The sequence below is a fragment of the Rhodococcus sp. AC861 genome (assembly GCF_979256035.1).
Map to the genome: position 1 here is coordinate 212,348 of NZ_CEEDMW010000001.1, position 24,435 is coordinate 236,782.

The following is a 24,435-nucleotide window of genomic DNA, read 5'->3' on the forward strand; positions in this document are numbered from 1 at the left end:
GTCAGGCGGTGCCGGTGAGCTGATCGGCCACCGCGCGGAGGGCATCGAGGTCGGAGACCTCGAACGGTAGCGACGGCACTCCGACCACCGGCACCTGCGGATGCGCGGCGGTGAATCGGCGGAGCAGTCCTATCTCGCGTTTCGCGGTCACCGCTCGATGTGCGTGTACGCGAAGCACTCCCGCAGTCAAGGCGGCGTCGTCGGTACCCAGTTCGTCGAGTCGGTCGGCCGCCGTGCGCGCGTGGTCGGCCGACAACGAACTCAGGGTGGGGTGCGTGCGGTTGAGCACCAGCCCGGCGAGGGGCATCCCGTCCTCGGTGAGACGGTCGACGAAGAACGACGCCTCGCGCAGAGCATCCGGTTCGGCGGCCGCGACGACGACGAAGTGCGTCCCGTCCTGACGCAGCAACTCGTACGTGTGTCGCGCGCGTTCGCGGAACCCGCCGAACATCGAATCGAGGGACTGCACGAAAGCCGATGCGTCGGACAGCATCTGGCTTCCGACGATGGAGGAGACACCCCGCATCGCCAGACCGAACGCGCCCGTGAGCACTCGTCCGATTCCGCGACCCGGTGCCATCAGCAGCTTGATCATGCGTCCGTCGAGGAACGATCCCAGACGCTGCGGTGCATCGAGGAAGTCGAGGGCGTTGCGCGACGGCGGAGTGTCCACCACCACCAGGTCCCAGTCGCCGCTGGACGCCAGCTGGCCCAGCTTCTCCATCGCCATGTACTCCTGCGTGCCCGAGAACGACGACGCCACAGTCTGATAGAAGGAATTGTCCAGGATCTGACGAGCCTTCTCGGGCGTCGAATGCTCGATCACCATCTCGTCGAACGTACGACGCATGTTCAGCATCATCGCGTGCAGTTCGCCGGTCGCACCGGGGCCCAGGGCCACCGGCTGCGGGGAGTTGTCCAGCTCGCCGACTCCCAGCGCCTGCGCGAGCCGTCGTGCCGGGTCGATGGTCAGTACCACGACACGCCGACCGCTCTCCGCGGCGCGCAGTGCCATGGAAGCGGCAGTCGTCGTCTTGCCCACCCCACCGGATCCGCAGCAGACCACGATGCGAGACGCGGGATCGGTGAGGATCCGCGAGATGTCCAGCGTGGGAACGGTGCTCATCGCACTCCCTGTTCCGTGAGGTGTTGGGCGAGCTCGTACAGTCCGCCGAGGTCCATGCCGTCGGCAAGTGCGGGAAGCGTGAGGCGGGGGACGTCCAGGTCCGCCAACCGTCGCTCGCTCTCGCGCTGCGCGTTCAGAGTCGACGCGTGTTCGATCGACTCGGTGAGCAAGCCCGCGAAGTCGTCCGCGCTCAACGTGATTCCGACGTCGCCGAGGTTCTTCTCGATCGCCGCCGAATCCAGGTCGCCGGCCGCCGCGCCCGCCAGTGTGTCCGGCGGAAGGAACGAGGTGTCGCCGCGATTGACGACGACGGTGCCCAGTCGCAGGTCCGCGGCAGCCAATTCCTTCGCGGCATCGGCAGTTTCCTGCACGGGCAGAGCTTCGAGCAAGGTGACCAGATGCACCAGTGTCTGCTCGGAGTGCAGCAACTTGACGACGCCTTCGCTCTGCGAGCGCACGGGGCCCGTCTTGGCCAGATCCCGCATCGCCGTCGTCACGTCGAGGAAGCTGCCGATGCGTCCCGTCGGAGGGGAATCGACCACGATCTCGTCGTAGAGCGGACGACCGTCCTTACCGATGCTCACTGCACGTTCCTTCACCTTGCCGGTGAGCAGCACGTCCCGCAGGCCCGGCGCGATGGTGGTCGCGAATTCGATGGCTCCGACGCGTCGCATGGCCCGGCCGGCGAAACCCAGGTTGTAGAACATGTCGAGGTATTCGAGGAAGGCGGTCTCGATGTCGATGGCCAACGCGTAGACCTCGCCGCCGCCCTCGGCGGACGCCACCTTGGTGTCCACCGGCTCCAGCGGGGGCACGTCGAAGAGTTGGGCGATGCCCTGTCGCCCCTCGACCTCGACCAGCAGAACCTTGCGTCCGCCCGCTGCCAGAGCGAGTGCGAGAGCCGCCGCGACGGTGGACTTACCCGTCCCACCCTTTCCCGACACGAAGTGCAGACGTGCTCGATCCGCTTCGGGTGGCCATCCGGTGGGGTGCGACGTTGCACCTGCTGTCTCCGACACCCCTCGACACTACTGATACCGGACACCGGCGTTCTATAGGCTCAGCACATGAGCGCATCGACGACGTGGGAATACTTCACCGCACCCCTGCTGATCCACAACACCAAAGCCATCCTCGACAACTTCGGTGCCGACGGGTGGGAACTGGTCACGGTGATGCCCGGCCCCACCGGCGAGAACCTGGTCGCCTACTTCAAGCGTCCCAAGAGCTGACATGGGGGCCACGGACAAGCTCGCCGAGCTGGGGCTGACTCTTCCTCCCGTGGTGCCCCCGGTGGCGTCGTACGTCCCGGCCGTCCGGTCGGGCAACCACGTCTACACCTCGGGGCAGTTGCCGATGGTCGACGGCACGCTGACAGCCGTCGGCAAGGTCGGCGCCGACGTGACCGCCGAGGACGCCACCGCGGCGGCCCGAACCTGCGCACTGAACGCGCTGGCGGCGATCGACGCCCTCGTGGGGATCGAGAAGATCGTGCGCATCGTCAAGGTCGTCGGTTTCGTGGCGTCGGCACCGGGTTTCACCGGTCAGCCCGGCGTCGTCAACGGTGCATCCAACCTGCTCGGCGACGTGTTCGGCGACGCCGGCATCCATGCGCGGTCGGCGGTCGGAGTGGCGGAACTGCCCCTCGGCGCGGCCGTCGAGGTGGAGATGATCGTCGAGGTCAGCGACTGACGAGACTTCGGCACTGTTCGATGACCCGCTGCAACTCCACGCCGCGGTGCACCGAACACTCGTGCGGCACTCCGGTGCGCACGGAATTCAGGAACTCGTCCAGCAACACCGCATAGCAGTGGTCGGGCGGAGTGGTCCGGTCGGACAACTCGACCAGTCCGCCCGATCCGCTCGCGCTCACCCTCAGGACCGACGGGCGGACCGGCGTCCGCATCGACATCGTGACCAGACTCGTACCCCGCTGTGCATGGGTCAGCGCCAGTGACCACGTGTCGGACTCCTCGTCGCGTCGCGCGGAGTCGACGGACGTGACCGGCCCCAGCACCGCCATCGCCAGATCCAGGACGTGCGGGCCGACGTCCATCAACGCGCCGCCCTCCTGGCGCCACGTCGACCCGGCGTACTCCCCACCGAGCAGCGCCCCGGACAACCACGTCGCGGTGACGGTGGCGACGTCCGTCCCCGCGACGGCTGTCAGAAAGTCGCGTGTCTCGGGAGCGAAACGACGGGTCAGCGTGACCATCGACGAGACGCCGGCCACGTCGATCGCCGAGGCGAGCGTCTCCGCGTCCTGTGCCGACGCGGCAATCGGCTTGTCCAGCAACACGTGTCGGCCCGCGGCGACGGCGCGCATCGCCAGGTCGAACTGGATGTCCGGGGGAACGGCGAACGCGACGGCATCGACGGCGTCGATCAGGGCGTCCACGTCGTCGAAGATGCGAGTGCCCGGCGCCGTCGCGGCGGCAGCGTCCGGTCTCCGGGCCCAGATGCCGGCGAGCTCCACGTCCGGATGCGCCTCGATGGCGGGTGCCGCTGCTTGTCGAGCCCAGGGACCGGCTCCGATCAGTCCGATTCTCATTCCGCGAGCCTAGGTGCTCGCATCTCGTCCGCGCGGGACGGTCGTGGCAAGGTGGTTCCATGGAATCGGAGAAGCATCCTGCGTACGAGCGGCTGCGCCAGGTCACGCCGACCGCCTCGGTCCTGCTGGCGGACAACCCCGGCAAGATGACCTTGGACGGGACCAACACCTGGATCCTCCGAGCGCCCGGCCGTGAGGACTGCATCGTGGTCGATCCCGGTCCGCGGAAGCGCTCGCACGTCGATCTGGTGGCTGCTCACGGTCCCGTCGCCCTGGTGCTGATCACCCACCGTCACCACGACCACACCGGCGGCATCGCCAGGCTGCACAAGCTCACGTCCGCTCCGGTACGCGCTGTCACGCCCGCACACTGCCGCGGCGACGCGGCGCCTCTGGTGGACGGCGAGGTGATCTCGGCGGCGGGTGTGGAACTGACGGTCGCGGCGACACCCGGTCACACGGCGGACTCGATCAGTCTGGTCATGGAGGACGCGGTCCTGACCGGCGACACCATTCTGGGCTCCGGGTCGAGCGTCCTCGACGGCAAGGACGGCAGTCTGGCCGACTACCTGTCCTCTCTCGACCGCCTGGAGCAGCTCGGGGAGGGCCGGGTCGCCCTTCCGGGCCACGGACCCGACCATCCGGACACGGCTCTGCTGGCGCGCACCTACCGAGCGCACCGTGAACAGCGGCTCGACCAGGTGCGCGAGGCACTGTCGGTGATCGGCGCGGACGCCACACCCTTGAAGGTGGTGCGCCACGTGTACGCCGACGTGGACAAGAAGCTGTGGCCGGCGGCTCGTATGTCCGTCAAGGCCCAGCTCGAGTATCTGAGAAGTTAGCGGGCGCGCCGGGCGAGTCGCTCGGAGTCGGAGATCAGTACGCTCTTGCCCTCGAGGCGCAGCCAACCGCGGTGAGCGAAGTCGGCGAGCGCCTTGTTGACCGTTTCGCGGGATGCGCCGACGAGCTGCGCGATCTCTTCCTGCGTGAGGTCGTGGACGACGCGGAGCGAACCCGCCTCCTGCGTGCCGAAACGCTGTGCCAGCTGCAGCAGAGCCTTGGCGACGCGGCCGGGGACGTCGGTGAAGATGAGGTCGGCGAGGCTGTTGTTGGTGCGACGCAGACGACGAGCGAGCACGCGCAGAAGCTGCTCGGCGATCTCGGGGCGCTGGTCGATCCAGGCCTTGAGCGCTTCGCGGTCCATGCTCACGGCGCGGACCTCGGTGACCGTCGTGGCGGTCGAGGTGCGGGGGCCCGGGTCGAAGATCGAGAGTTCACCGAACATGTCGGACGGTCCCATGATGGTCAGCAGGTTCTCACGACCGTCGGGTGAGCGGCGTCCGAGCTTCACCTTGCCGCTGACGATGATGTAGAGCCGGTCTCCGGGCTCACCCTCGTTGAAGACGACATGACCTCGAGGAAAGTCGACCGGCTGCAGCTGCTTGGTCAGAGCCGACACCGCGGACGGCTCGACTCCCTGGAAGATGCCGGCTCTTGCCAGTACCTCGTCCACGTGTACTCCTTGCGCTGAAAGATCGGCCGATCTACGAATATGAACTCGGTCGTACTCTACGTCGCGACAGCGTCCTAGGAGTGATCACAGCCACCATCGACGCGTCGCGGCTCCGCCGGAGGTGTCAGCTGGCGCGACGTTCACGATCGGCGAGGAGTGCGACATCGTCGTCGATCACGTCGCCACCGCGGCGACGTCGACTACGGAAACGTGCGAGTGCGTGCGGAAATCCTTCCGCGGCGAGCGTGGCGACCTCGGCCGAGCTGGCGGAATCCAGGAATTCCTGGACTTCCTGCTCGCGGACACCGACGCGGTTCAGGCGCGCCTCGAAGCGTTCCATGGCGAGAGCGAACAGCATCAGCAAGACCGGGAACAGAACCACAGCGAGTGCTTGCATACCGAGGAGTAAACACTGTCGACGTCTCGAAAAGAACACGGCGGGGTCACCGACGCGGACACGATCGCCGTGTGTTGTCAGGGGCATTCCGTAGAGTCGTGGCGTGCAGAAATCATCCGGCGACACCTCCCACGTGGGCAAACGCGACGAGTCCGCCCTCGCCCTCACACGGCGGGCGCGCCGGATGAATCGGAGCCTCGGAGTGGTGTTCCCGCACGTCTACTGCGAGCTCGATTTCACCACTCCGCTCGAACTCGCGGTCGCCACCATCCTGTCGGCGCAGTGCACCGACAAGCGGGTGAACGAGGTGACGCCGCCCCTGTTCGCGGCGTACCGGTCGGCCCGCGACTACGCAGAGGCGGACCGCACCGAGCTCGAGGAGTACATCCGGTCCACGGGTTTCTACCGGAACAAGGCGAACTCGCTCATCGGCCTCGGCCGGGAACTGCTCGAGCGGTTCGACGGCGAGGTCCCCGCATCGCTGAAAGATCTGGTGACGCTTCCGGGCATCGGACGCAAGACGGCCAACGTCGTGCTGGGCAATGCGTTCGACATCCCGGGCATCACCGTCGACACGCACTTCGGGCGGTTGGTGCGTCGATGGGGATGGACGGACCTCGAGGACCCGGTCAAGGTCGAGCACGCCGTCGGTGAGCTGATACCCCGAAAGGAATGGACGATCCTGTCCCACCGGGTGATCTTCCACGGTCGACGCGTGTGTCACTCCCGGACGCCGGCGTGCGGCGTCTGCATCCTGGCCAAGGACTGCCCGTCCTACGGTCTGGGTCCCACCGACAAGGTGAAGGCCGCGGCCCTGGTCAAGGGTCCCGAGACCGACCACATCCTGGAACTGGCGGGCATCGAGTCGTGAGCAGATCGTCCGCAGCGAGGTGGAGCCTCGCCGCGCTGGTCGTCGTCGTCGCCCTGATCGTGGCCATCTGGCCGCGTGGCTCCGACGAGGGCACGGGCCCCACCAGCTTCGCCGACTACCGCGACACCTTCGGCACCACCGCGACGGACGATGCGACGGCATCGGATCTGGCGCCCCTGCGCGAGCGCGCCGACCTCGCGGCGTGCCCCCAGCCGGCTCCGGACGCGGCGGCGTCGGGTCCCTTGGCAGGTGTCCGCACCACCTGCCTGGCCGACGGGTCGCCCGTCGATATCGGAGCGGCGATCGCCGGGCGTCCGACGGTGGTCAATCTGTGGGCGTACTGGTGCGGTCCGTGCGCCGAGGAGCTGCCGTTCATGGCGCAGTACGCGGAACGCGCAGCGGGTGCCGTTACCGTGTTGACGGTGCACGAGGATCCCCAGCAGGGCAACGCCCTGGCCCGCCTGTCCGACTACGGCGTCCGGTTGCCCGGAGTCCAGGACGCGTCCGCGTCGGTGGCCGCAGCGGTCGGTGCGCCCGCCGTGCTGCCCGTGACGGTCCTCGTCGCCGCGGACGGAACCGTCGCCAAGGTCCTGCCGCAGCCGTTCCGGTCCGTCGACGAGATCGCCGCCGCCGTGTCCGACTACCTCGGAGTCGCTGCGTGAGCACCCCTGCGTGGCTCACCCGCATCGCATCCGTCGAGTCCGTCGACGACGAGGCCGGCAATCCGGTGATTGCCCGGCACGCCCCCGACGGCACAGTGGTCCGTCCCGCGTCGGTACTCGTCCTGTTCGGCGGCCGTCCGGATTCGCTCGAGCTGCCCTCCGACGCGAGTGTCCTTCTGACGCAACGTGCCTCGTCGCTCCGGCAGCATCGCGGTCAGGTCGCGTTTCCCGGCGGTGCGGCGGACCCGGGCGATGACGGACCCGTCGGCACGGCGCTGCGTGAGGCGCAGGAGGAGACGGGCGTCGACCCGTCGGGTGTCGAGGTGCTCACGGTTCTCGAGTCGATCTTCGTGCCGCCCTCCGGGTTCGAGGTCACGCCGGTGGTGGCGTACTGGCGTACCCCGAGTGCCGTGGCCGTCGTCGACACCGGGGAGACCGAACGCGTCGTGGCGGTGCCGTTGACCGACCTGCTCGATCCGAGCAACAGATTCGTGGTGCGCCACCCCATGGGATATCGGGGTCCGGCGTTCGCAGTGGAAGGAATGCTCGTGTGGGGTTTCACGGCCGGAGTGCTGTCGGGCGTTCTCGAGACGGCGGGGTGGAGTGCCCCGTGGGACAACGGCGACGTCCGTGACCTCGAGACGGCCCTCGCGGCCGTCGGAGAGGAACTGCACCCGTGACCGGCTCCACGTGGCTCGACATCGGTGTGCTCCTGGTGGCGCTGCTCGCGGCGTCGTCGGGGTGGCGGCAAGGCGCCGTGGCGTCGGCGTTCGCGTTCTTCGGTGTGGTCCTGGGCGCCGTCGCCGGCATCCTGCTCGCGCCACGGGTTCTTACCCATGTCGACGAAGGTCGCATGCGCGTCCTCGTCGGTATCGGTCTGATCGTCCTGATGGTGATCGTCGGTGAGATCGCCGGCATGGTGCTGGGTCGCGCTCTCCGCAGCGGTATCCACAGTCCCGCGGCGCGGTCGATCGACAGCCTGATCGGCGCCGGTCTGCAGGCCGTCGCCGTTCTCGTGGCGGCATGGTTGCTCGCGATTCCGCTGACAGCGGCGTCCCAGCCCCAGATCGCCGCGGCAGTCCGTGGATCCTCGATCCTCGGAGCGGTCGACGACATCGCCCCCGAGTGGGTGCGCGAGATCCCCAACGACTTCTCCGCCCTGCTCGACACCTCCGGACTGCCCGACGTCATCGGTCCCTTCGGCCGTACACCCGTCGCCGACGTGGGTCCGCCCGATCCCAGTGTTCTCGCATCGCCCGTCGCGGCCGACCTCCAGGACAGCGTGCTGCGGATCCGCGGCATCGCCGAGAGTTGCCAGAAGGCGCTCGAGGGATCCGGATTCGTCATCGGTCCCGGCCGCGTCATCACCAACGCGCACGTCGTCGCGGGCACGTCGTCGGTGGTGGTGGACACCGACGCGGGTGCGCTCGATGCCGAGGTCGTGTTGTTCGATCCGTCGGTCGACATCGCCGTCCTGAATGTCCCGGATCTGCAGGCCGAGGTCCTGCCGTTCGTGACCGAGAGCGCGGACCCGGGTACCGACGCCGTCGTGCTGGGGTATCCGGGAGGCGGGCCGTACACGGCGTCGCCGGCCAGGGTGCGCGAGACGCTGAACCTGACGGGTCCGAACATCTACCGCACGGGAACGGTCGACCGCGAGGTCTACACCGTGCGGGGGTCCATCCGACAGGGCAATTCGGGCGGTCCTCTCGTCACCACGGACGGCCGAGTGCTCGGTGTGGTGTTCGGTGCGGCCGTGGACGATTCGGATACCGGATTCGTGCTCACCGCGTCGGAAGTCGCCGATGAGGTGGCACGGGGGCTGCAGAACGGGGTTCCTGCCGGTACCGGCTCCTGCGTCGCCTGAGACCCCCGCGCAGGACATGCCGTAGGGCGCACTTACCGCGTACGGTGACCTGAGGCGGTGCGTGGTCCGACAACCCACATCGCCCGGCTCGACGGGGGGAGCAGCCGATGCGCGATTGTCGACACCATGACTCTGCCGGTGTAGAAGGGGCTCCTGGTCGCCACCACGTGTGGTCGATTGGGAATCTGCGGCACGGGGAAGTAGACGACGAGATGCAGACGGGTCGTCACGGGTGACGGCCACGACAACAGGAGAGAAGGAAAGGATGAGCCGCGGCAGCGGTCGCCGGTCACGTATGACCGGTGACTCCTTCGACATGCGGTCGAAGGCTGTCATGGCCAGCGCATCGGGTGCGCTTCCTCTCCTGATCATCGCCATCGTCCAGCCCACGTTCATCCGTGCGGGCACGCTGCCGATCCTGGCCGTCATCGTCGCCTTCACGCTGGTCACCGTCGCCGTCACGTTGCGGTCCGGGCGACTGTCGGACAGACAGTTCACGATCCTCGGATCGGGCGGCATGGTGGGTGTCGCGATCTCCGCGTTCCTCATCGCCGACCCGTCCGGTTCGCGTGCCGTCACGGCGATGCTGGCCGTCGTACCCGCCATCGCGGCGTCCGGGTCGCCTCCCCGCGTCACCGTCTCGCTCACCAGCGCTGCCGTCGTCCTGGCGACCGCGCTGAGCATAAACGGTTCCGAGGGCGCGGTGCGGTTCGTCGCCGCCGGTGCTGCCGTGACGACGGTGGTCGTTCCGGCAATCCTCATCGCGACCATGCGCAGCTCGCTCGAGGCGGTCACCGCGCGTCTCGAGACGCTGGCCAACACGGATCCGCTGACCGGCCTGCTCAACCGCCGCGGGATGTTGCCGCGCGTGCAGACCATGCTCGACGAGGCGTCGGAGACCAGTAACTCGATCGTCGTCTCTCTCGTGGACGTCGACCACTTCAAGTCCGTCAACGACACCCGCGGGCATGCTGCCGGAGACGTCGTCCTGACGACGGTCGCCGAGGCCATCGCGGCATGCGTGCCGGAGGACGCCGTGGTTGCTCGACTCGGCGGCGAGGAGTTTCTCGTCCTGGGACTGAGCAAGTCCGTCGCGGGACTCGAGGACGACATTCTCGAGAGTGTCCGGTACGCGTGCGACGTGACGGTCAGTATCGGTGTGGCACAGGCGAGTGTGGTGTTCGACGAGAACGGTGCGAACGACGTCGAGGCCACCTTGGACCGGTTGACGTACGCGGCCGATCGCGCGCTCTACTCCGCGAAGACGGCCGGCCGCGATCGTGTCGCGTTCGCTCTGGAGGATGTAGTGCTGTGGGCGTCCGCGACGTCGCAGCGCCGCGACCGGACCGAACCGCTGCCTCGCCCGACGACCAGCTGACAGAGCGACAGGAGTGGTGAGTGTGAGCGAGCATGTGGTCCTCGATACCTCCGACGAGGACGACGCAGCCCGGATCGAGCATCTGCTCGGCACGGAGGCGGTCCTGGACTCCACCGACGGACAGCTGGCGTCGCTCCGTGAGTTGATGCCCACTCCGCCGGACGATCTGCTGTCCGAACCGACCCGCTGGGTGCACTATCCGTGGCGGCGCTCGATGGTGCGCGTCCTCGGACCGCGCGGCTTCCGGCGGCTCCGTCTGGACAGGAACCGCAACAAGATCACTCTCGACGAGCAGAACGCCGCGGTCGGCATCCGGATCGGCGTGGTGGGCCTGAGCGTCGGTCATGCGGTGGCGCACACGCTGGCGCTCGAGGGTCTGTGCGGCGAGCTCAGACTCGCCGACTTCGACGAACTCGATCTGTCGAACCTGAACCGGGTACCCGCGACCGTCTTCGACCTCGACGTCAACAAGTCCGTTCTGGCCGCTCGTCGTATCGCCGAGCTCGACCCGTACCTCGCGGTCGGCACGTTCGAGCGAGGTGTGGACGAGTCGACTCTCGACGCGTTCCTCGACGGTCTCGACATCGTCGTCGAGGAGTGCGACTCCATCGACGCGAAGATGCAGGTCCGTGAACACTGTCGGCGCCGCGGCATCCCGGTGATCATGGAGACCAGCGACGGCGGCGTCCTCGACATCGAACGATTCGACCTCGAACCGGACAGGCCGTTCTTCCACGGTCTCCTCGGTGACGTCGATGCCGCCTCGGTGGCAGGGATGTCTCCACGGGAGAAGGCTCCGCTCGCGGGTCGCATCCTGGGGATGGACAGCATCACGGCGCGGATGGCCGCCTCACTGCCCGATATCGGGACGACGCTGTCCACGTGGCCGCAGCTCGGGAGCGACGTGGCGCTCGGCGGCGCATCAGTCGCAGCGGTGGTCCGGTTGTTCGGTCGAGGAACCCCGCCGCCCTCGGGGCGTGTGCGCGTCGGCCTCGAATCGATCATCGAGCGGGACCTTCTCGACCCACTCGCCGGCTGACGTCAGCGCAGGTGGTCGACCAGGATGTCGGCTACCTCGTCGGGGCGTTCCTGATGCACGTAGTGGCCGGACCCGGCGACCGTGTGCTCGATCAGACGCGGCGCCCACCTCACGTCGCGCCGGGCTGTCGCTGCCAGCACGTACGGGTCGTCGGATCCGAGTATCTGCACGGCCGGAAGATCGAGTGTCTTGTCGACGGCGGCGCGGAATCGTCGGCCGTCGGAGCGGAACTGGCTCCGGAAGGCCCACCGCTGATATTCCAGAGTGCTGTGGGCGACGCCGGGAATGCGGATCGCCGAGCGCATCCGGGACATGACGTCGCCGAACTCCTCGCTCCGTTGCCACTGCTCCGACGAGCGGCTGCGCACCAGGCGCTCCACTTCCAGGCCGTTGTCGGCGGTGAGCGTGCGTTCGGGGACGCGGGGAATCTGATAGCGCAGGAACGACGGCATCAACGCGGACCGCTGCGCTGGATCGCGCGTCGCAGCGCGGCGAAGCGAGATCGGGTGCGGCGACGCGATGAGGGCGATCGAGCGCACCGCGCGGGGATGCAGTGCTGCGGTCGCCCAGCACACGAGTCCACCGTCGGCGTGTCCCACCAGTGCCGCGTCGTCGTGACCGAGCGCTCGAACGAGTCCGGCGATGTCTCCGGCGAGTGTCCACCCGTCGTATCCGCGGGGCGGCTTGTCGCTGTCGCCGTATCCGCGCAGGTCGACCGCGACGGCATGGAACCCGGCTGCGCCGAGTGCCCTGAGCTGGTGCCGCCACGACCACCAGAGATCGGCGAATCCGTGCACCAGGATCACCAGGGGAGCCGCCTCACGCGTCGCAGCTGCCGGCTCCACCTCGACGACGTGGAAACGGATGCCGTTGGCGCGGACGTCGCGATGCTGCCACGGACCGGGGTACCGGACGGTGGACGGATCGGGTGCTGCCACTGCGCGCTGACTCAGCGCGACAGCGGAGCGCGCACGTCCAGCGCGTCCAACTGCTTCGCCGAGGAGTCGCCCTGACCCGGGAGTACGGACGACGCGGCCTTGAGCGAATCGATCGTCTTGGCCGGCTTGCGCAGTTTCTTCACTCGCAGGTAGCCGAGGAACGCGAGCAGCGCGGTGATGACGATCATGATCAGGAAGACGATCAGGAAGGCGAGCCAGCGCGTGACCCAGACGTTGAGCAGCTCCGCGAGGAAGAAGAAGAAGAAGAACGAACTGAAGATGAGGACTGCCAGCGCGAGGATGAACAGGACGCTGCCCTGCAGGCCCTTCTTGATCTCGCCGGTGACCTCGGCCTTGGCCAGCTCGACCTCGGCGCGGACCAGAGTCGAGACCTGCGCGGTCGCGTCCTTGACCAGCGTGCCGATGCTGGCGGTGGACGGGTTGCTGCGGCTGTCGACGTCCGTCAGCGGGATCGAGGAGATGCTGGCCGGTGCAGTCGTCTGACCACCCTTGTCGGTGCCTCGGCTGCTGCTCACGTGCGAATCCCTTCGATGTGCTGACTTCTGGCGCGGTGGGTCCTGGTCTCGAACTGAACCGTTACGGACTGAACCCCACCCTATGTCCTTACCCGGTCCGCGCTCACCCTATCGCCGTCGGGCGACAGTGCTCCGGCCGCGGGTTGGGACCGGTCACGAACCGAGTGGACGGTATCGGTCCTGAACTCACATGTCGTCCGGTAGCTTCCTGCTGACGAACCCGCCTCCTCACCAGGAGGCTTTCCGCAAACAGGAGCCCAATCCGTGACAAGTACATCAGCGGACCGCATGCCGAACCCCGACGGTTCCCGCGTCTCCGGTCCGACGTCCGACGACGTGGACGGCGTACCCCGCAGCCGCATCGTCATCGCCTCGATGGTCGGAACGTCCATCGAGTTCTTCGACTTCTATATCTATGCGACGGCCGCCGTCCTGGTCTTCCCGCGCCTGTTCTTCCCCGCGGGCAATGACACGACCGCGCTCCTCGCCTCGTTCGCGACCTTCGGGTTGGCGTTCGTCGCCCGCCCCATCGGTTCGGTTCTGTTCGGGCACTTCGGTGACCGCATCGGCCGGAAGGCGACCCTGGTCGGGTCCCTGCTCACCATGGGTATCGCGACCTTCCTCATCGGACTGCTTCCCACCTACGACAGCGTGGGCATCATCGCCCCGATGCTGTTGGCGCTCATGCGTTTCACGCAGGGTGTCGGCCTGGGCGGCGAGTGGTCGGGCGCCGCACTGCTGGCGACCGAGACCGCCAAGGAGGGCAAGCGGGCCTGGGCCGCGATGTGGCCGCAGCTCGGCGCGCCCATCGGCTTCCTGATGGCCAACGGCATCTTCCTGATCCTGACGTTGTCGTTGGACTACGACTCCAAGACCTCCGGTGCCGATCACGCGTTCCTCACCTGGGGCTGGCGAGTGCCGTTCCTGCTCAGCGCCATCATGGTGATCATCGGCCTGTACGTGCGTCTCAAGCTCGAGGAGACGCCGGTGTTCAAGCGCGCCGTGGCCAACGGCCAGCGCGTCAAAACGCCTGTGGCAGAAGTCTTCAAGACCAGCTGGCGTCCGCTGATCCTGGGCACGTTCGTCATGCTCGCGACGTACACGCTGTTCTACGTCATGACGACGTGGGTGGTCAGCTACGGCACCGGCAAGGTGGTCGATCACAGCGGTGTCGCCGTGACCATCGCCTACACCGACTTCCTCGGTCTGCAGCTCATCTCGGTGTTGTTCTTCGCCGCATTCGTCCCGGTCTCGGGATGGCTCGCCGATCGGTTCGGCCGCCGCATCACGCTGATCGTCATCACCACCGCGATCATCCTGTTCGGCCTGTCGTTCAAGTGGTTCGCCGCTCCCGAGTCCGCGACCGAGAGCCGGATGCTGCTGTTCATGTGCGTCGGGCTGGCGCTGATGGGTCTGACCTTCGGACCGATGAGTGCTGTTCTGCCCGAGCTGTTCCCGACCAACGTGCGCTATACCGGATCGGGAATCTCGTACAACACCGCCAGCATCCTGGGTGCTGCGGTGGCACCGTTCATCGCGACCTGGTTGGTGAACTCGTACGGCGTCGCGTGGGTGGGCGTGTACCTCGCCATCGCCGCGGCGCTGACCCTGTTCGCGCTCGTCGTCATGAAGGAGACGCGCGGACGAGACCTCGACGCCGTGTCCTGACCGGTGACAGCAGAAAGGGGCTCGTGCACACGGTGCACGAGCCCCTTTCTCTGTGCGTGTTACTTCTGGCTTGCCTTGGTGATCGCGTCGAAGACCGCCGGGTCGACGAGGGTGGAGGTGTCACCGAGGTCGCGGCCCTCGGCCACGTCGCGGAGCAGGCGGCGCATGATCTTGCCCGAGCGGGTCTTGGGCAGCTCCGGCACGACCGTGATCTGACGCGGCTTGGCGATCGGGGAGATCTCCTTGGACACCTGAGCCTTCAGTTCCGCGATGAGAGCGTCGCCGGTGTTCTCGACTCCGCCGCGCAGGATCACGAACGCGACGATGCCCTGGCCGGTGGTGTCGTCCGCGGCACCCACGACGGCTGCTTCCGCGACACCGTGGTGGCTGACCAGTGCCGACTCGACCTCGGAGGTGGAGATGCGGTGGCCGGAGACGTTCATGACGTCGTCGACCCGGCCGAGGACCCAGAGGTCACCGTCCTCGTCGAAGCGGGCGCCGTCGCCGGCGAAGTACCAGCCCTCGGTGGCATAGCGCGACCAGTAGGTGTCCTTGTAGCGCTCCATGTCGCCCCAGATACCGCGCAGCATCGACGGCCACGGTTCGTCCAGCACGAGGTAGCCGTTTCCGCCGGGGCCGAGCACCTTCGCGTCGTCGTCGACGATCGCCGCCGAGATGCCGGGGAGGGGAGTCTGGGCCGAGCCGGGCTTGGTCGCGGTGACACCGGGGAGCGGCGAGACCATGATCGCGCCGGTCTCGGTCTGCCACCACGTGTCGACGATCGGGGCGCTTCCGGCTCCGATGACATCGCGGAACCATCGCCACGCTTCGGGGTTGATGGGTTCGCCGACGCTGCCGAGGAGTCGGATCGACGACAGGTCGTGGGCGTCGGGGATCTCGCGACCCCACTTCATGAACGTGCGCACCAGGGTGGGCGCCGTGTAGTAGATGGAGACGCCGTACTTCTCGATGATGTTCCAGTGCCGGTGCTCGTCGGGGGAATTCGGTGTTCCCTCGTAGACAACTTGCGTCGCGCCGTTCGCCAGCGGGCCGTAGACGATGTAACTGTGGCCGGTCACCCAGCCGATGTCGGCGGTGCACCAGTAGACGTCCTTGCCACGCTTGTGGTCGAAGACGTAGTGGTGGGTGTACGCGGTCTGCGTCAGGTACCCACCGCTGGTGTGGATGATGCCCTTCGGCTTACCGGTGGTGCCGGAGGTGTAGAGGATGAAGAGAGGGTGCTCGGAGTCGAACGGCTGGGCCTCGTGCTCGGGTGAGGCGTTGCCGACGCTCTCGTGCCACCAGAGGTCGCGTCCCTCGGTCCACTGGACGTCGATGTCGGTGCGCTTGACCACCAGGACGTGCTCGATCGACGCGGCGCCGTCCACCGCTTCGTCGACGGAATCCTTGAGGGGCGCGGCCTTGCCGCGTCGCCACTGGCCGTCGGTGGTGACGACGAGCTTGGCCTCGGCGTCGTCGATACGCGACCGCAGTGCCGAGGAGGAGAAGCCGGCGAACACGACGCTGTGGGTCAGGCCGAGGCGGGCGCAGGCGAGCATCGAGACGATCGCCTCGGGAACCATCGGCATGTAGATCGCCACGCGGTCGCCGGAGACCAGTCCGAGCTCGGTGAACGTGTTGGCGGCTCGGCTGACCTCGGCGAGGAGATCGGAGTAGGTGATCTCGCGGCTGTCGCCGGGCTCGCCCTCCCAGTGGATCGCCACCTGGTCGCCGCGGCCCTCCACGACGTGCCGGTCGACGCAGTTGTACGCGACGTTGAGCTCGCCGCCGACGAACCACTTCGCGACGGGTGCGTCGGACCAGTCGAGGACCTGCTCGAACGGGGTGTGCCAGTGCAGCCGGTTCGCCTGTTCCGCCCAGAACGCGAGTCGGTCGTCCTTCGCCGACGCGTACAGCTCGGCCCCGGCGTTGGCCTGCGCGACGAAGTCGTCGCTGGGTGGGTAGGACACCGGGTGCTCGTTCACTGCTGATTCCGTCATCCGAACGCGACCTCTTTCGCTTTTTGCGGCTGGTTCTTGCGACTGTGAGGGTAGTCACCTCTGCGGCCCGTGGCACCGTTGCAGGGTGCTGCAACCCCGCTCTCTGCGCTGGGTGGTCGGGTACCCGCGATAGGCGGTTACGTCGAACGATGACGGGTTCGATCTCGCCCCGACGCCGGGGTTTCAGGCTGTCGGACCGGTGATGTCCAGTCCTGTCAGGTTACGTCGACGTTTCGTGACCGATCACGGAGCGGATCGATTTGGGGGGAGTGGACGACAAACGGAAAACGTGTGTCTAAAGTCAAGCGAATATCAGATCGTTGCGACTGCGAACAACGCTCTCGTGTTCGGTCACCACTCATGATTCCCGCTGGTGCGGGAGCGGGTGCGGCCACAGCCGCGCCTTCCACACGATGGAGGAACATCTTGCGTGCAAGACGCATAATGACGGCCGCAGCTGCGGTCGTCGTCGCCGGAGCAATGCTCACCGCGTGCGGTGGGAGCTCGAGCGACGGTGGTAGCGGCGGTGGCGGCGGAATCGTGACCGCCAACGGATCCGAGCCCCAGAACCCCCTCGTGCCGACCAACACCAACGAGAACGGTGGCGGCCGCATCGTCGATCGCCTGTTCGCCGGACTGACGTCGTACGACGACAAGGGTGTTCCCTCGAACGAGGTCGCCGAGTCGATCGACACGTCCGACAACGTCAACTACGACATCAAGATCAAGCCCGACTGGACCTTCTCCGACGGCACCGCCGTCACCTCGAAGTCGTTCGTCGACGCCTGGAACTACGGCGCACTGGGCACCAACGCGCAGCTGCAGCAGTCGTTCTTCGAGCCCATCCTCGGATACGACGAGGTGTCGACCGAGACGCCGACCGCTCAGACCATGTCCGGCCTGAAGGTCGTGAGCGACACGGAGTTCACGGTTCAGCTGAAGCAGCCCACGATCGACTTCGAGCTCCGTCTCGGGTTCACGCCGTTCTACCCGTTGCCCGAGGCCGCGTTCGCGGACATGAAGGCGTTCGGCGAGAACCCGATCGGCAACGGTCCGTACAAGTTCGCGAGCGAGGGTGCGTGGCAGCACAACGTGCGCCTGGACCTGGTGCCGAACGAGACCTACAAGGGCAACCGCGTCCCGAAGAACTCGGGTCTCGGCATCGTCTTCTACAGCTCGTTCGACACGGCGTACGCCGATCTGCAGTCCGACAACCTCGACGTTCTGGACACGATTCCGCCGAGCGCGCTGCCGACGTACGAATCGGACCTCGGCGACCGCGCACTGAAGACGCCGACCGCGCAGAATCAGACCATCACGATTCCTGCACGCCTGCAGCACTTCTCCGGCGAAGAGGGCAACCTGCGTCGCCAGGCCATCTCGATGGCGATCAACCGCGACCAGATCACGCAGCAGATCTTCCAGGGCGTCCGTCAGCCGCTGAAGGACTTCACCGCCACGACGCTGCCCGGACACAGTGACTCCATCCCCGGCAGCGAGGTTCTGGACTACAACCCGGACCAGGCCAAGGCCCTGTGGGCGCAGGCAGACGCCATCTCTCCGTGGACCGGCTCGTTCCAGGTCGCGTACAACGCCGACGGCGGCCACCAGGAGTGGATCGACGCAGCGATGAACAGTGTCCGCAACACCCTGGGCATCGAGGCAGTCGGTGCTCCTCAGCCGACCTTCGCCCAGGTGCGTACCCAGATCACCGACCGCACCATCCAGACGGCGTTCCGCACCGGCTGGCAGGGCGACTACCCGTCGCTGCTCGAGTTCCTCGAGCCGATCTTCGTGACGGGTGCCGGCTCCAACGACGGTGACTACTCCAACCCGGCATTCGACGCCGCCTTGCGCGACGCCGAGGCAGCTCCGGACGCACAGACCTCCTACGACCTGACCAACAAGGCCCAGGAGATCCTGCTCAAGGAACTGCCCGCCATCCCGATGTGGGATTACATCAACGCGGCCGGCTACTCGACGCTGGTCGGCGATGTCGCGATCACGTGGAACGGCCTGCCGGACTACGAGAACGTCACCAAGGGCTGATACAGCCCACACGGTAATTCATGCAGGGCGCCCGGCCGCGAGGGCCGGGCGCCCCGTGTGACCTCACACTGAAAGTGACTCGATGACCTGGTACATCGGGCGACGCGTCCTGCAGATGATCCCGGTCTTCATCGGCGCGACCCTCCTCATCTACGCAATGTTGTTCCTCCTTCCCGGAGACCCCATTGCGGCACTCGGTGGCGACAAGCCGCTGACACCGGCAGTGCAGGCAGCGCTTCGTGCCCGATACCACCTGAACGACCCGTTCTACCTGCAATACCTGCAGTACATCAAGGGTATTTTCACACTCGACTTCGGTACGTCCTTCTCCGGTCGTCCGGTGTCCGAGGTCATGGCCCAGGCCTTCCCGGTCACCATCAAGCTCGCCGTGATGGCGCTCATCATCGAAGCGGTCTTCGGCATCGGCTTCGGTGTCCTGACCGGCATCCGCAAGGGCGGAATCTTCGACGGCACAGTGCTCGTCATCAGCCTCATCGTCATTGCCGTCCCGATCTTCGTGCTCGGTTTCCTGGGTCAGTTCTTCCTCGGCATCAAGTGGGGGATCGCGCCGGTCACCGTGGGCGGCGACGCCACGGTCGGCAAATTGCTGCTCCCCGCCTTCGTGCTCGGACTGGTGTCCTTCGCCTACGTTCTGCGTCTGACACGGTCGTCGATCATCGAGAACCTGAACGCCGACCACGTGCGCACCGCGACCGCGAAAGGGTTGAGCCGCAAGCGCGTCGTCACCGTGCACATCCTGCGGAACTCCCTGATTCCCGTCGTCACGTTCCTGGGTGCCGACCTGGGTGCGCTCATGGCGGGCGCCATCGTCACCGAGGGCATCTTCAACATCCCCGGCGTCGGCGGCACGCTGTACCAAGCCATCGTCCGGCAGGAAGCGCCGACGGTCGTCTCGTTCGTGACCGTTCTGATCGTCATCTACATCGTCGCGAATCTCGTCGTCGATCTGCTCTACGCCGTACTCGATCCGAGGATCCGCTATGTCTGAGTCCGTCGAGCCGACAACCCGCGCCGCGCAGCAGTACTTCGTGGCCGGACCGTCCGAGGTGGAGGTCGCGGTCACCGACTCGGTCGACGAGTCGGAGTCACCGTCGGGCTTCTGGAAGGACGCGTGGGGCAACCTCCGGAGAAGTCCGCTGTTCGTCATCTCGGGTCTGCTCATCGTCTTCGTGATCGTCGTGGCGATCTTCCCCGGCTTGTTCACCAGCCAGGACCCGCGCTACTGCAACGGTGACTTCTCCATGGCCGGCCGTATGCCCGGCCACCCGTTCGGATTCGACCTCCAGGGCTGTGACGTCTACGCGCGCACCGTGTACGGCGCCCGCGCCTCGGTGACGGTGGGTGTCCTCTCGACGCTCGCGGTGCTGCTGTTCGGTGGCATCCTCGGCGCCCTCGCCGGCTTCTACGGTGGATGGCTGGACTCGCTGCTGTCCCGCGTCACCGACATCTTCTTCGGTATCCCGCTCATCCTCGGTGCCATCGTCCTGCTCCAGGTCCTGCGTGACCGCAACACCTGGGTGGTGGTCGGCATCATCGCCGTGTTCGGCTGGCCACAGATCGCCCGCATCACCCGCGGTGCGGTGCTGTCGGTCAAGAACGCCGACTTCATCACCGCAGCAACATCTCTCGGTGTCAGTCGCTTCCGAACCCTGCTCCGCCACGTCATCCCGAACTCGCTCGGTCCGGTGATCGTCACCACCACGATCACGCTGGGTGTGTTCGTCACGCTCGAGGCAACTCTGTCGTATCTGGGCGTGGGGCTTCCTCCGTCCGTGGTGTCGTGGGGCGGTGACATCAGCACCGGCCAGTCACGTCTGCGGTCCGGATCGCCGATTCTGTTCTATCCCGCGACAGCGCTGGCGATCACGGTGCTCGCGTTCATGATGATGGGCGACGCCCTGAGCGCCGCCCTCGATCCGAAGTCGAGGAAGCGATGAACTCGCCCGTGGACAAGCCCCTTCTCGAAATCAAGGATCTGGAGGTCTCGTTCGGATCCACGAAAGCCGTTCGCGGAGTGTCGCTGTCGGTGTATCCGGGACAGACCGTGGCGATCGTCGGTGAGTCGGGTTCCGGCAAGTCGACGACGGCGCATTCGATCATCGATCTGCTTCCGGGGTCCGGCACGGTCACCGGTGGAGAGATCCTCTTCGACGGTGTCGATGTCACCAAGGCCTCGAAGAAGGACATCGTCGCACTACGCGGCGAGAAGATCGGTCTGATCCCGCAGGACCCGATGTCGAATCTGAACCCCTTGTGGAAGATCGGCTTCCAGATCGAGGAGACCCTCGCGGCGAACAACGTCGCCAAGGGCAAGGCCGCCAAGAAGCGGGCGATCGAACTGCTCACCGAGTCGGGTATGTCCGACGCCGACAAGCGGGTCAACCAGTACCCGCACGAGTTCTCCGGCGGAATGCGGCAACGCGCGCTCATCGCCATCGGCCTGTCCTGCCGGCCGAAGCTGCTGATCGCGGACGAGCCCACATCCGCCCTGGACGTCACCGTGCAGCGCCAGATCCTCGACCACCTCGAGGGACTGACGGCCGAGCTCGGGACGGCCGTCCTGCTGATCACCCACGATCTGGGCTTGGCCGCCGAGCGCGCCGAGCACCTGGTCGTCATGTACCGCGGCCGCGTCGTGGAATCCGGACCGGCGCGGCAGATACTGCAGGACCCGCAGCACGAGTACACCCGACGGCTGGTCGCGTCGGCTCCGTCGCTGGCATCTCGTCGGCTCGAGTCGATCAACAAGCGCGTCGAGGTTCGTGAGCAGGCGATCGAGAACGCGGTGGAGTTGGCGCAGGAGCAGGGCGCGATCGGCGGAGCCGCCCCGGTGGTGACCGACGACGTCCTGGTCGCGAACGGCCTGACCAAGTCCTTCAAGATCCGCGGCGGGGCACCGTGGAAGTCGACGGATTTCCTGGCCGTCGACGACGTGTCGTTCGCCGTTCCCCGCGGCACCACCACGGCCATCGTGGGGGAGTCGGGTTCCGGTAAGTCCACGGTGGCGCAAATGGTGCTGGGGTTGCTGCCCCCGACGTCCGGATCGGTGACGTTCGACGGCCAGGACGTCTGGAGCCTGAGCCGTAAGGAGACGTTCGCCTTCCGTCGTCGAGTTCAGCCGATCTTCCAGAACCCGTACGGGTCCCTCGATCCGATGTACTCCATCTTCCGCACCATCGAGGAGCCCCTGCGTACGCACGGCATCGGTTCGAAGAAGGAGCGCGAGGCACGGGTACGTGACCTGCTGGACAAGGTCTCGCTCCCGTCGTCGGTGATGCGCCGGTTCCCCAACGAGCTCTCGGGTGGACAGCGCCAGCGCATCGCGATCGCGCGTGCACTGGCACTCCAGCCGGAGGTCGTCGTGTGCGACGAGGCCGTGTCGGCTCTCGACGTGCTCGTGCAGGCCCAGATTCTGACGCTGCTCAACGACCTGCAGGCGGAGCTCGGCCTGTCGTACGTGTTCATCACGCACGACCTGGCCGTCGTGCGTCAGATCGCAGACCGGGTTCTGGTCATGCGGTCGGGCAAGGTCGTCGAGGCGTCGTCGACGGACGAGGTGTTCGCGAACCCCCGGGACGAGTACACGCAGAACCTGCTGAACGCGATCCCGGGAGCGTCCATCCCGCTCGGCGCCTAGTACCGCTGTCGGTAGTCTCGCTCCGTGAGTACTGATCCTCTCGGCCCGATCCTGCAACTCGAGGGCGTCCGTGATGCCGCCGAGCGCGCTCGCAACGCGCTCGGTGAGGTGCATCGGCACAAGGCCAACCGGCGTGGGTGGGCTGCTACTGCCTCGGAGGCCTCGCTGCGTGCCGCGCGGGCGTCGGCCGTGATCGAAGGATCGTCGACCGCGCTTCCGGAGGAGGGGCAGGACACTCCGCCGTTGCTGGCCGGCGCGCTGCGCGTGGCTCAGGCTCTCGACGGGGACAGCCTGCCGATCATGGTGGGGGTCTGGCAGCGTGCGCCCCTGCAGGCTCTGGCCCGTCTGCATCTGCTGGCCGCGGCGGACCTGGCGACCAGTCAGGACGAGCTGGGACGACCGCGGGCAGACCCGGCCGTGGCCGAGAGGCTGACGTTCCTGGCCGACCTGGTGACCGGGGGAACTCGCGCTCCGGCGCCGGTACTCGCGGCGATCGTGCACGGCGAATTGCTGACGTTGAAGCCGTTCGGCACCGCGGACGGCATCGTCGCGCGCGCCGCCTCACGGTTGGTCGCCGTGTCGACCGGCTTCGATCCGCGCAACCTCGGCGTGCCCGAGGTGAGTTGGGCGACCCGACTCGCCGCGTACCGCACCGGTGCCGACGGCTTCGCGCAGGGAACGGAGCGGGGAGTCGGGAGCTGGGTGTTGTTGTGCTGCGGCACCTTCGAGGCCGGCGCAGCCGAGGCGACGACGATAGCCGACAACCAGACCTGACCGAACGGGTTGTCGCGCAACGACAACGGGCGACGTTGCCGAGTTCTCACCCCGGCATCGTCGCCCGTCAGCACGAACGTCTGTTACCAGGCGTGCAGAGTGGGTTGCGGCGGAGCGGGCTCCGCGAGGCCTCGGCGAGAAATCGTGCGCCCGGGATTCGTGTCCGCAACCAGTGCGAAGTTCTCATCCCTGATGCTCGACTTTCGCAGGCCCACAACGCTTGTGCCGTCAAAGCGGCTAGCTACGCGTGGGTACTGATCGGTCGTGCTGGGGAAAGCCCGGCTGGGAGAGCGATCCTTCTCTTCCGGCCCGCTCTTGGCCTTCCGTCTTCCCGTACGACCATTTGTACTCTGTGACCCGCAACACAGCAAGGGTTTCCGAGAACCCGATCGATTCAGCGTCGGCGTCGCAACAGGCTGTAGGTGGCAGCACCGGCGGCGAGGGCTCCGAACGACACCGCAGCCATGCCGGCGACAGTTCCCGACGACGGCGTCTGGAAGCGAGCACGTAGCGAGACCGGGTTGGAGAACGTCAAGATGGGCCACCCGTTGGACGCGGCTTCCTTGCGAAGCCCTCGATCTGGGTTGACCGCCGTCGGGTGACCGACGGCCTCGAGCATCGGCAGATCGGTGATGGAGTCGGAGTAGGCGTACGAGCGGGAGAGGTCGTACCCCTCCTGCTCTGCCAGCTCCTCCATCGCGACGACCTTGCCCGGCCCATAGCAGTAGAACGAGAGCTCACCGGTGTACTTGCCGTCGGCGACGGCCATACGCGTACCCATGTCGTGGTCCACGCCCAGTGCCTCCGCGATCGGAGCCACCACTTCCTCGCCCGACGCCGACACGATGACCACGTCGTGGCCGCGCAGCTTGTGGTCGGCGATCAGGTCCGCGGCTTCGGCGAAGACCAGCGGGTCGACGATGTCGTGCAACGTCTCCGCGACGATGGCTCGGACCTGCTCGACGTCCCAGCCGGTGCACATGTTGGCGATGTGGATCCGCATGCGCTCCATCTGGTCGTGGTCCGCTCCGGAGACCAGGAACAGGAACTGGGCGTAGCTGCTCTTGAGCACGCTCCGACGGTTGATCAACCCGCCGTCGAAGAAGGGCTTGCTGAAGGCGAGCGTCGACGATTTGGCGATGATGGTCTTGTCCAGATCGAAGAACGCGGCCACTCGGCCCGGCGTCCCGTGGTCGGCCGCAGCCAGGGGTGAGGTCACGTCCCCAGCGTAACGGCCGACCTGCAGTCGGAGCACAGATCGTGATCACGTCGCACATGCCGTCAGCCGTTGTCGGCGGTGTAGCATTTCGGGTGCCTGGTCTCGAATCGGGTGTGTTCAGCTCGACCCCCCGGAGCTGAACGCCGACGACCCCCGCCTCCTCCCCCCCTGGCGGGGGTCGTCCTCGGT

Annotated in this window: 24 protein-coding genes; 15 read left to right on the forward strand and 9 right to left on the reverse strand. The window is 66.9% G+C overall.

The window, feature by feature from the left end; all coding sequences use genetic code 11:
• Position 1 precedes the first annotated feature (1 nt).
• Positions 2–1,126 (reverse strand): ATPase BagB, encoded by a 1,125-nt coding sequence (bagB, locus tag AC0IX4_RS00970; protein WP_471827719.1) that lies wholly within the window; start codon positions 1,124–1,126, stop codon positions 2–4.
• Complete coding sequence (gene bagA, locus AC0IX4_RS00975; protein ID WP_471827720.1) at positions 1,123–2,145, reverse strand: ATPase BagA; 1,023 nt, start codon at positions 2,143–2,145, stop codon at positions 1,123–1,125. Before bagA ends, bagB begins: the two co-directional genes overlap by 4 nt.
• Before the next feature lie 48 nt (positions 2,146–2,193).
• Between bagA and AC0IX4_RS00980 the strand changes: the two genes are divergently transcribed.
• Together AC0IX4_RS00980 and AC0IX4_RS00985 are read left to right on the forward strand one after the other, a co-directional pair.
• The gene (locus AC0IX4_RS00980; RefSeq protein ID WP_197027831.1) at positions 2,194–2,358 is read left to right on the forward strand and encodes a DUF4177 domain-containing protein; all 165 of its coding nucleotides are present in this window, start codon (positions 2,194–2,196) and stop codon (positions 2,356–2,358) included.
• Position 2,359: 1 nt separating this feature from the next.
• The gene (locus AC0IX4_RS00985; RefSeq protein ID WP_056072030.1) at positions 2,360–2,818 is read left to right on the forward strand and encodes a RidA family protein; all 459 of its coding nucleotides are present in this window, start codon (positions 2,360–2,362) and stop codon (positions 2,816–2,818) included.
• Here the strand turns inward: AC0IX4_RS00985 and AC0IX4_RS00990 are convergent.
• Positions 2,808–3,677, reverse strand: coding sequence for a Gfo/Idh/MocA family protein (locus tag AC0IX4_RS00990; RefSeq protein WP_471827721.1), 870 nt, complete (start codon positions 3,675–3,677; stop codon positions 2,808–2,810). The two genes, AC0IX4_RS00985 and AC0IX4_RS00990, sit on opposite strands and share 11 nt — an antisense overlap.
• Before the next feature lie 59 nt (positions 3,678–3,736).
• Between AC0IX4_RS00990 and AC0IX4_RS00995 the strand changes: the two genes are divergently transcribed.
• Positions 3,737–4,519 carry an MBL fold metallo-hydrolase gene (locus AC0IX4_RS00995; protein WP_471827722.1) on the forward strand — a complete coding sequence of 261 codons (783 nt, stop codon included), beginning with the start codon at positions 3,737–3,739 and terminating at the stop codon, positions 4,517–4,519.
• Here the strand turns inward: AC0IX4_RS00995 and AC0IX4_RS01000 are convergent.
• Both AC0IX4_RS01000 and AC0IX4_RS01005 read right to left on the reverse strand, forming a co-directional pair.
• Positions 4,516–5,190 (reverse strand): Crp/Fnr family transcriptional regulator, encoded by a 675-nt coding sequence (locus AC0IX4_RS01000; RefSeq protein WP_042575732.1) that lies wholly within the window; start codon positions 5,188–5,190, stop codon positions 4,516–4,518. The two genes, AC0IX4_RS00995 and AC0IX4_RS01000, sit on opposite strands and share 4 nt — an antisense overlap.
• Positions 5,191–5,314: 124 nt before the next feature.
• A complete protein-coding gene (locus AC0IX4_RS01005; protein WP_056072022.1) occupies positions 5,315–5,587 on the reverse strand; it encodes a hypothetical protein in 273 nt (90 codons plus the stop codon).
• A gap of 184 nt (positions 5,588–5,771) precedes the next feature.
• Here AC0IX4_RS01005 and nth point away from each other — a divergent pair, with 184 nt between their 5' ends.
• From nth to AC0IX4_RS01035, 6 genes are all read left to right on the forward strand, one after another.
• On the forward strand, positions 5,772–6,458 hold the full coding sequence (gene nth, locus AC0IX4_RS01010) for an endonuclease III (RefSeq protein ID WP_082043199.1): 687 nt from the start codon (positions 5,772–5,774) through the stop codon (positions 6,456–6,458).
• Positions 6,455–7,120, forward strand: a complete 666-nt coding sequence (locus tag AC0IX4_RS01015) for a TlpA family protein disulfide reductase (protein WP_471827723.1) — start codon at positions 6,455–6,457, stop codon at positions 7,118–7,120. The genes nth and AC0IX4_RS01015 overlap by 4 nt, the downstream gene beginning before the upstream one ends.
• Positions 7,117–7,800, forward strand: a complete 684-nt coding sequence (locus AC0IX4_RS01020) for an NUDIX hydrolase (RefSeq protein WP_052493328.1) — start codon at positions 7,117–7,119, stop codon at positions 7,798–7,800. Before AC0IX4_RS01015 ends, AC0IX4_RS01020 begins: the two co-directional genes overlap by 4 nt.
• Positions 7,797–8,987 carry a MarP family serine protease gene (locus AC0IX4_RS01025; RefSeq protein WP_042575736.1) on the forward strand — a complete coding sequence of 397 codons (1,191 nt, stop codon included), beginning with the start codon at positions 7,797–7,799 and terminating at the stop codon, positions 8,985–8,987. The genes AC0IX4_RS01020 and AC0IX4_RS01025 overlap by 4 nt, the downstream gene beginning before the upstream one ends.
• 265 nt (positions 8,988–9,252) lie before the next feature.
• Complete coding sequence (locus AC0IX4_RS01030; protein ID WP_042575737.1) at positions 9,253–10,365, forward strand: GGDEF domain-containing protein; 1,113 nt, start codon at positions 9,253–9,255, stop codon at positions 10,363–10,365.
• A 22-nt stretch (positions 10,366–10,387) separates the two neighbouring features.
• Positions 10,388–11,404 carry an Rv1355c family protein gene (locus AC0IX4_RS01035; protein ID WP_471827724.1) on the forward strand — a complete coding sequence of 339 codons (1,017 nt, stop codon included), beginning with the start codon at positions 10,388–10,390 and terminating at the stop codon, positions 11,402–11,404.
• Positions 11,405–11,406: 2 nt separating this feature from the next.
• On the opposite strand, the gene AC0IX4_RS01040 is transcribed toward AC0IX4_RS01035, so the two are convergent.
• Together AC0IX4_RS01040 and AC0IX4_RS01045 are read right to left on the reverse strand one after the other, a co-directional pair.
• Positions 11,407–12,342, reverse strand: coding sequence for an alpha/beta fold hydrolase (locus tag AC0IX4_RS01040; RefSeq protein WP_471827725.1), 936 nt, complete (start codon positions 12,340–12,342; stop codon positions 11,407–11,409).
• Positions 12,343–12,353: 11 nt separating this feature from the next.
• Entirely contained in the window at positions 12,354–12,878 is a 525-nt protein-coding gene (locus AC0IX4_RS01045) for a phage holin family protein (protein WP_056072007.1), read from the reverse strand.
• Between the two features lie 288 nt (positions 12,879–13,166).
• On the opposite strand from AC0IX4_RS01045, the gene AC0IX4_RS01050 reads away from it, so the two are divergent.
• Positions 13,167–14,546 (forward strand): MFS transporter, encoded by a 1,380-nt coding sequence (locus AC0IX4_RS01050; RefSeq protein ID WP_471828319.1) that lies wholly within the window; start codon positions 13,167–13,169, stop codon positions 14,544–14,546.
• Between the two features lie 59 nt (positions 14,547–14,605).
• Here the strand turns inward: AC0IX4_RS01050 and acs are convergent, their stop codons facing one another.
• Entirely contained in the window at positions 14,606–16,546 is a 1,941-nt protein-coding gene (gene acs / locus AC0IX4_RS01055) for an acetate--CoA ligase (RefSeq protein WP_056072001.1), read from the reverse strand.
• Positions 16,547–16,990: 444 nt separating this feature from the next.
• On the opposite strand from acs, the gene AC0IX4_RS01060 reads away from it, so the two are divergent.
• The 5 genes from AC0IX4_RS01060 to AC0IX4_RS01080 all read left to right on the forward strand — a co-directional run bounded on the left by AC0IX4_RS01060 (position 16,991) and on the right by AC0IX4_RS01080 (position 23,027).
• Complete coding sequence (locus AC0IX4_RS01060; RefSeq protein ID WP_471827726.1) at positions 16,991–18,595, forward strand: peptide ABC transporter substrate-binding protein; 1,605 nt, start codon at positions 16,991–16,993, stop codon at positions 18,593–18,595.
• Between the two features lie 82 nt (positions 18,596–18,677).
• Positions 18,678–19,604 (forward strand): ABC transporter permease, encoded by a 927-nt coding sequence (locus AC0IX4_RS01065; RefSeq protein WP_471827727.1) that lies wholly within the window; start codon positions 18,678–18,680, stop codon positions 19,602–19,604.
• Positions 19,597–20,553: an ABC transporter permease gene (locus AC0IX4_RS01070; protein WP_471827728.1), complete on the forward strand. Its 957-nt coding sequence runs from the start codon at positions 19,597–19,599 to the stop codon at positions 20,551–20,553. Before AC0IX4_RS01065 ends, AC0IX4_RS01070 begins: the two co-directional genes overlap by 8 nt.
• Positions 20,550–22,253, forward strand: a complete 1,704-nt coding sequence (locus AC0IX4_RS01075; RefSeq protein ID WP_471827729.1) for a dipeptide ABC transporter ATP-binding protein — start codon at positions 20,550–20,552, stop codon at positions 22,251–22,253. Before AC0IX4_RS01070 ends, AC0IX4_RS01075 begins: the two co-directional genes overlap by 4 nt.
• Positions 22,254–22,277: 24 nt before the next feature.
• Complete coding sequence (locus AC0IX4_RS01080; RefSeq protein WP_471827730.1) at positions 22,278–23,027, forward strand: oxidoreductase; 750 nt, start codon at positions 22,278–22,280, stop codon at positions 23,025–23,027.
• 394 nt (positions 23,028–23,421) lie between these two features.
• On the opposite strand, the gene AC0IX4_RS01085 is transcribed toward AC0IX4_RS01080, so the two are convergent.
• On the reverse strand, positions 23,422–24,246 hold the full coding sequence (locus AC0IX4_RS01085) for an HAD-IB family hydrolase (protein ID WP_042575802.1): 825 nt from the start codon (positions 24,244–24,246) through the stop codon (positions 23,422–23,424).
• Positions 24,247–24,435: the final 189 nt, after the last annotated feature.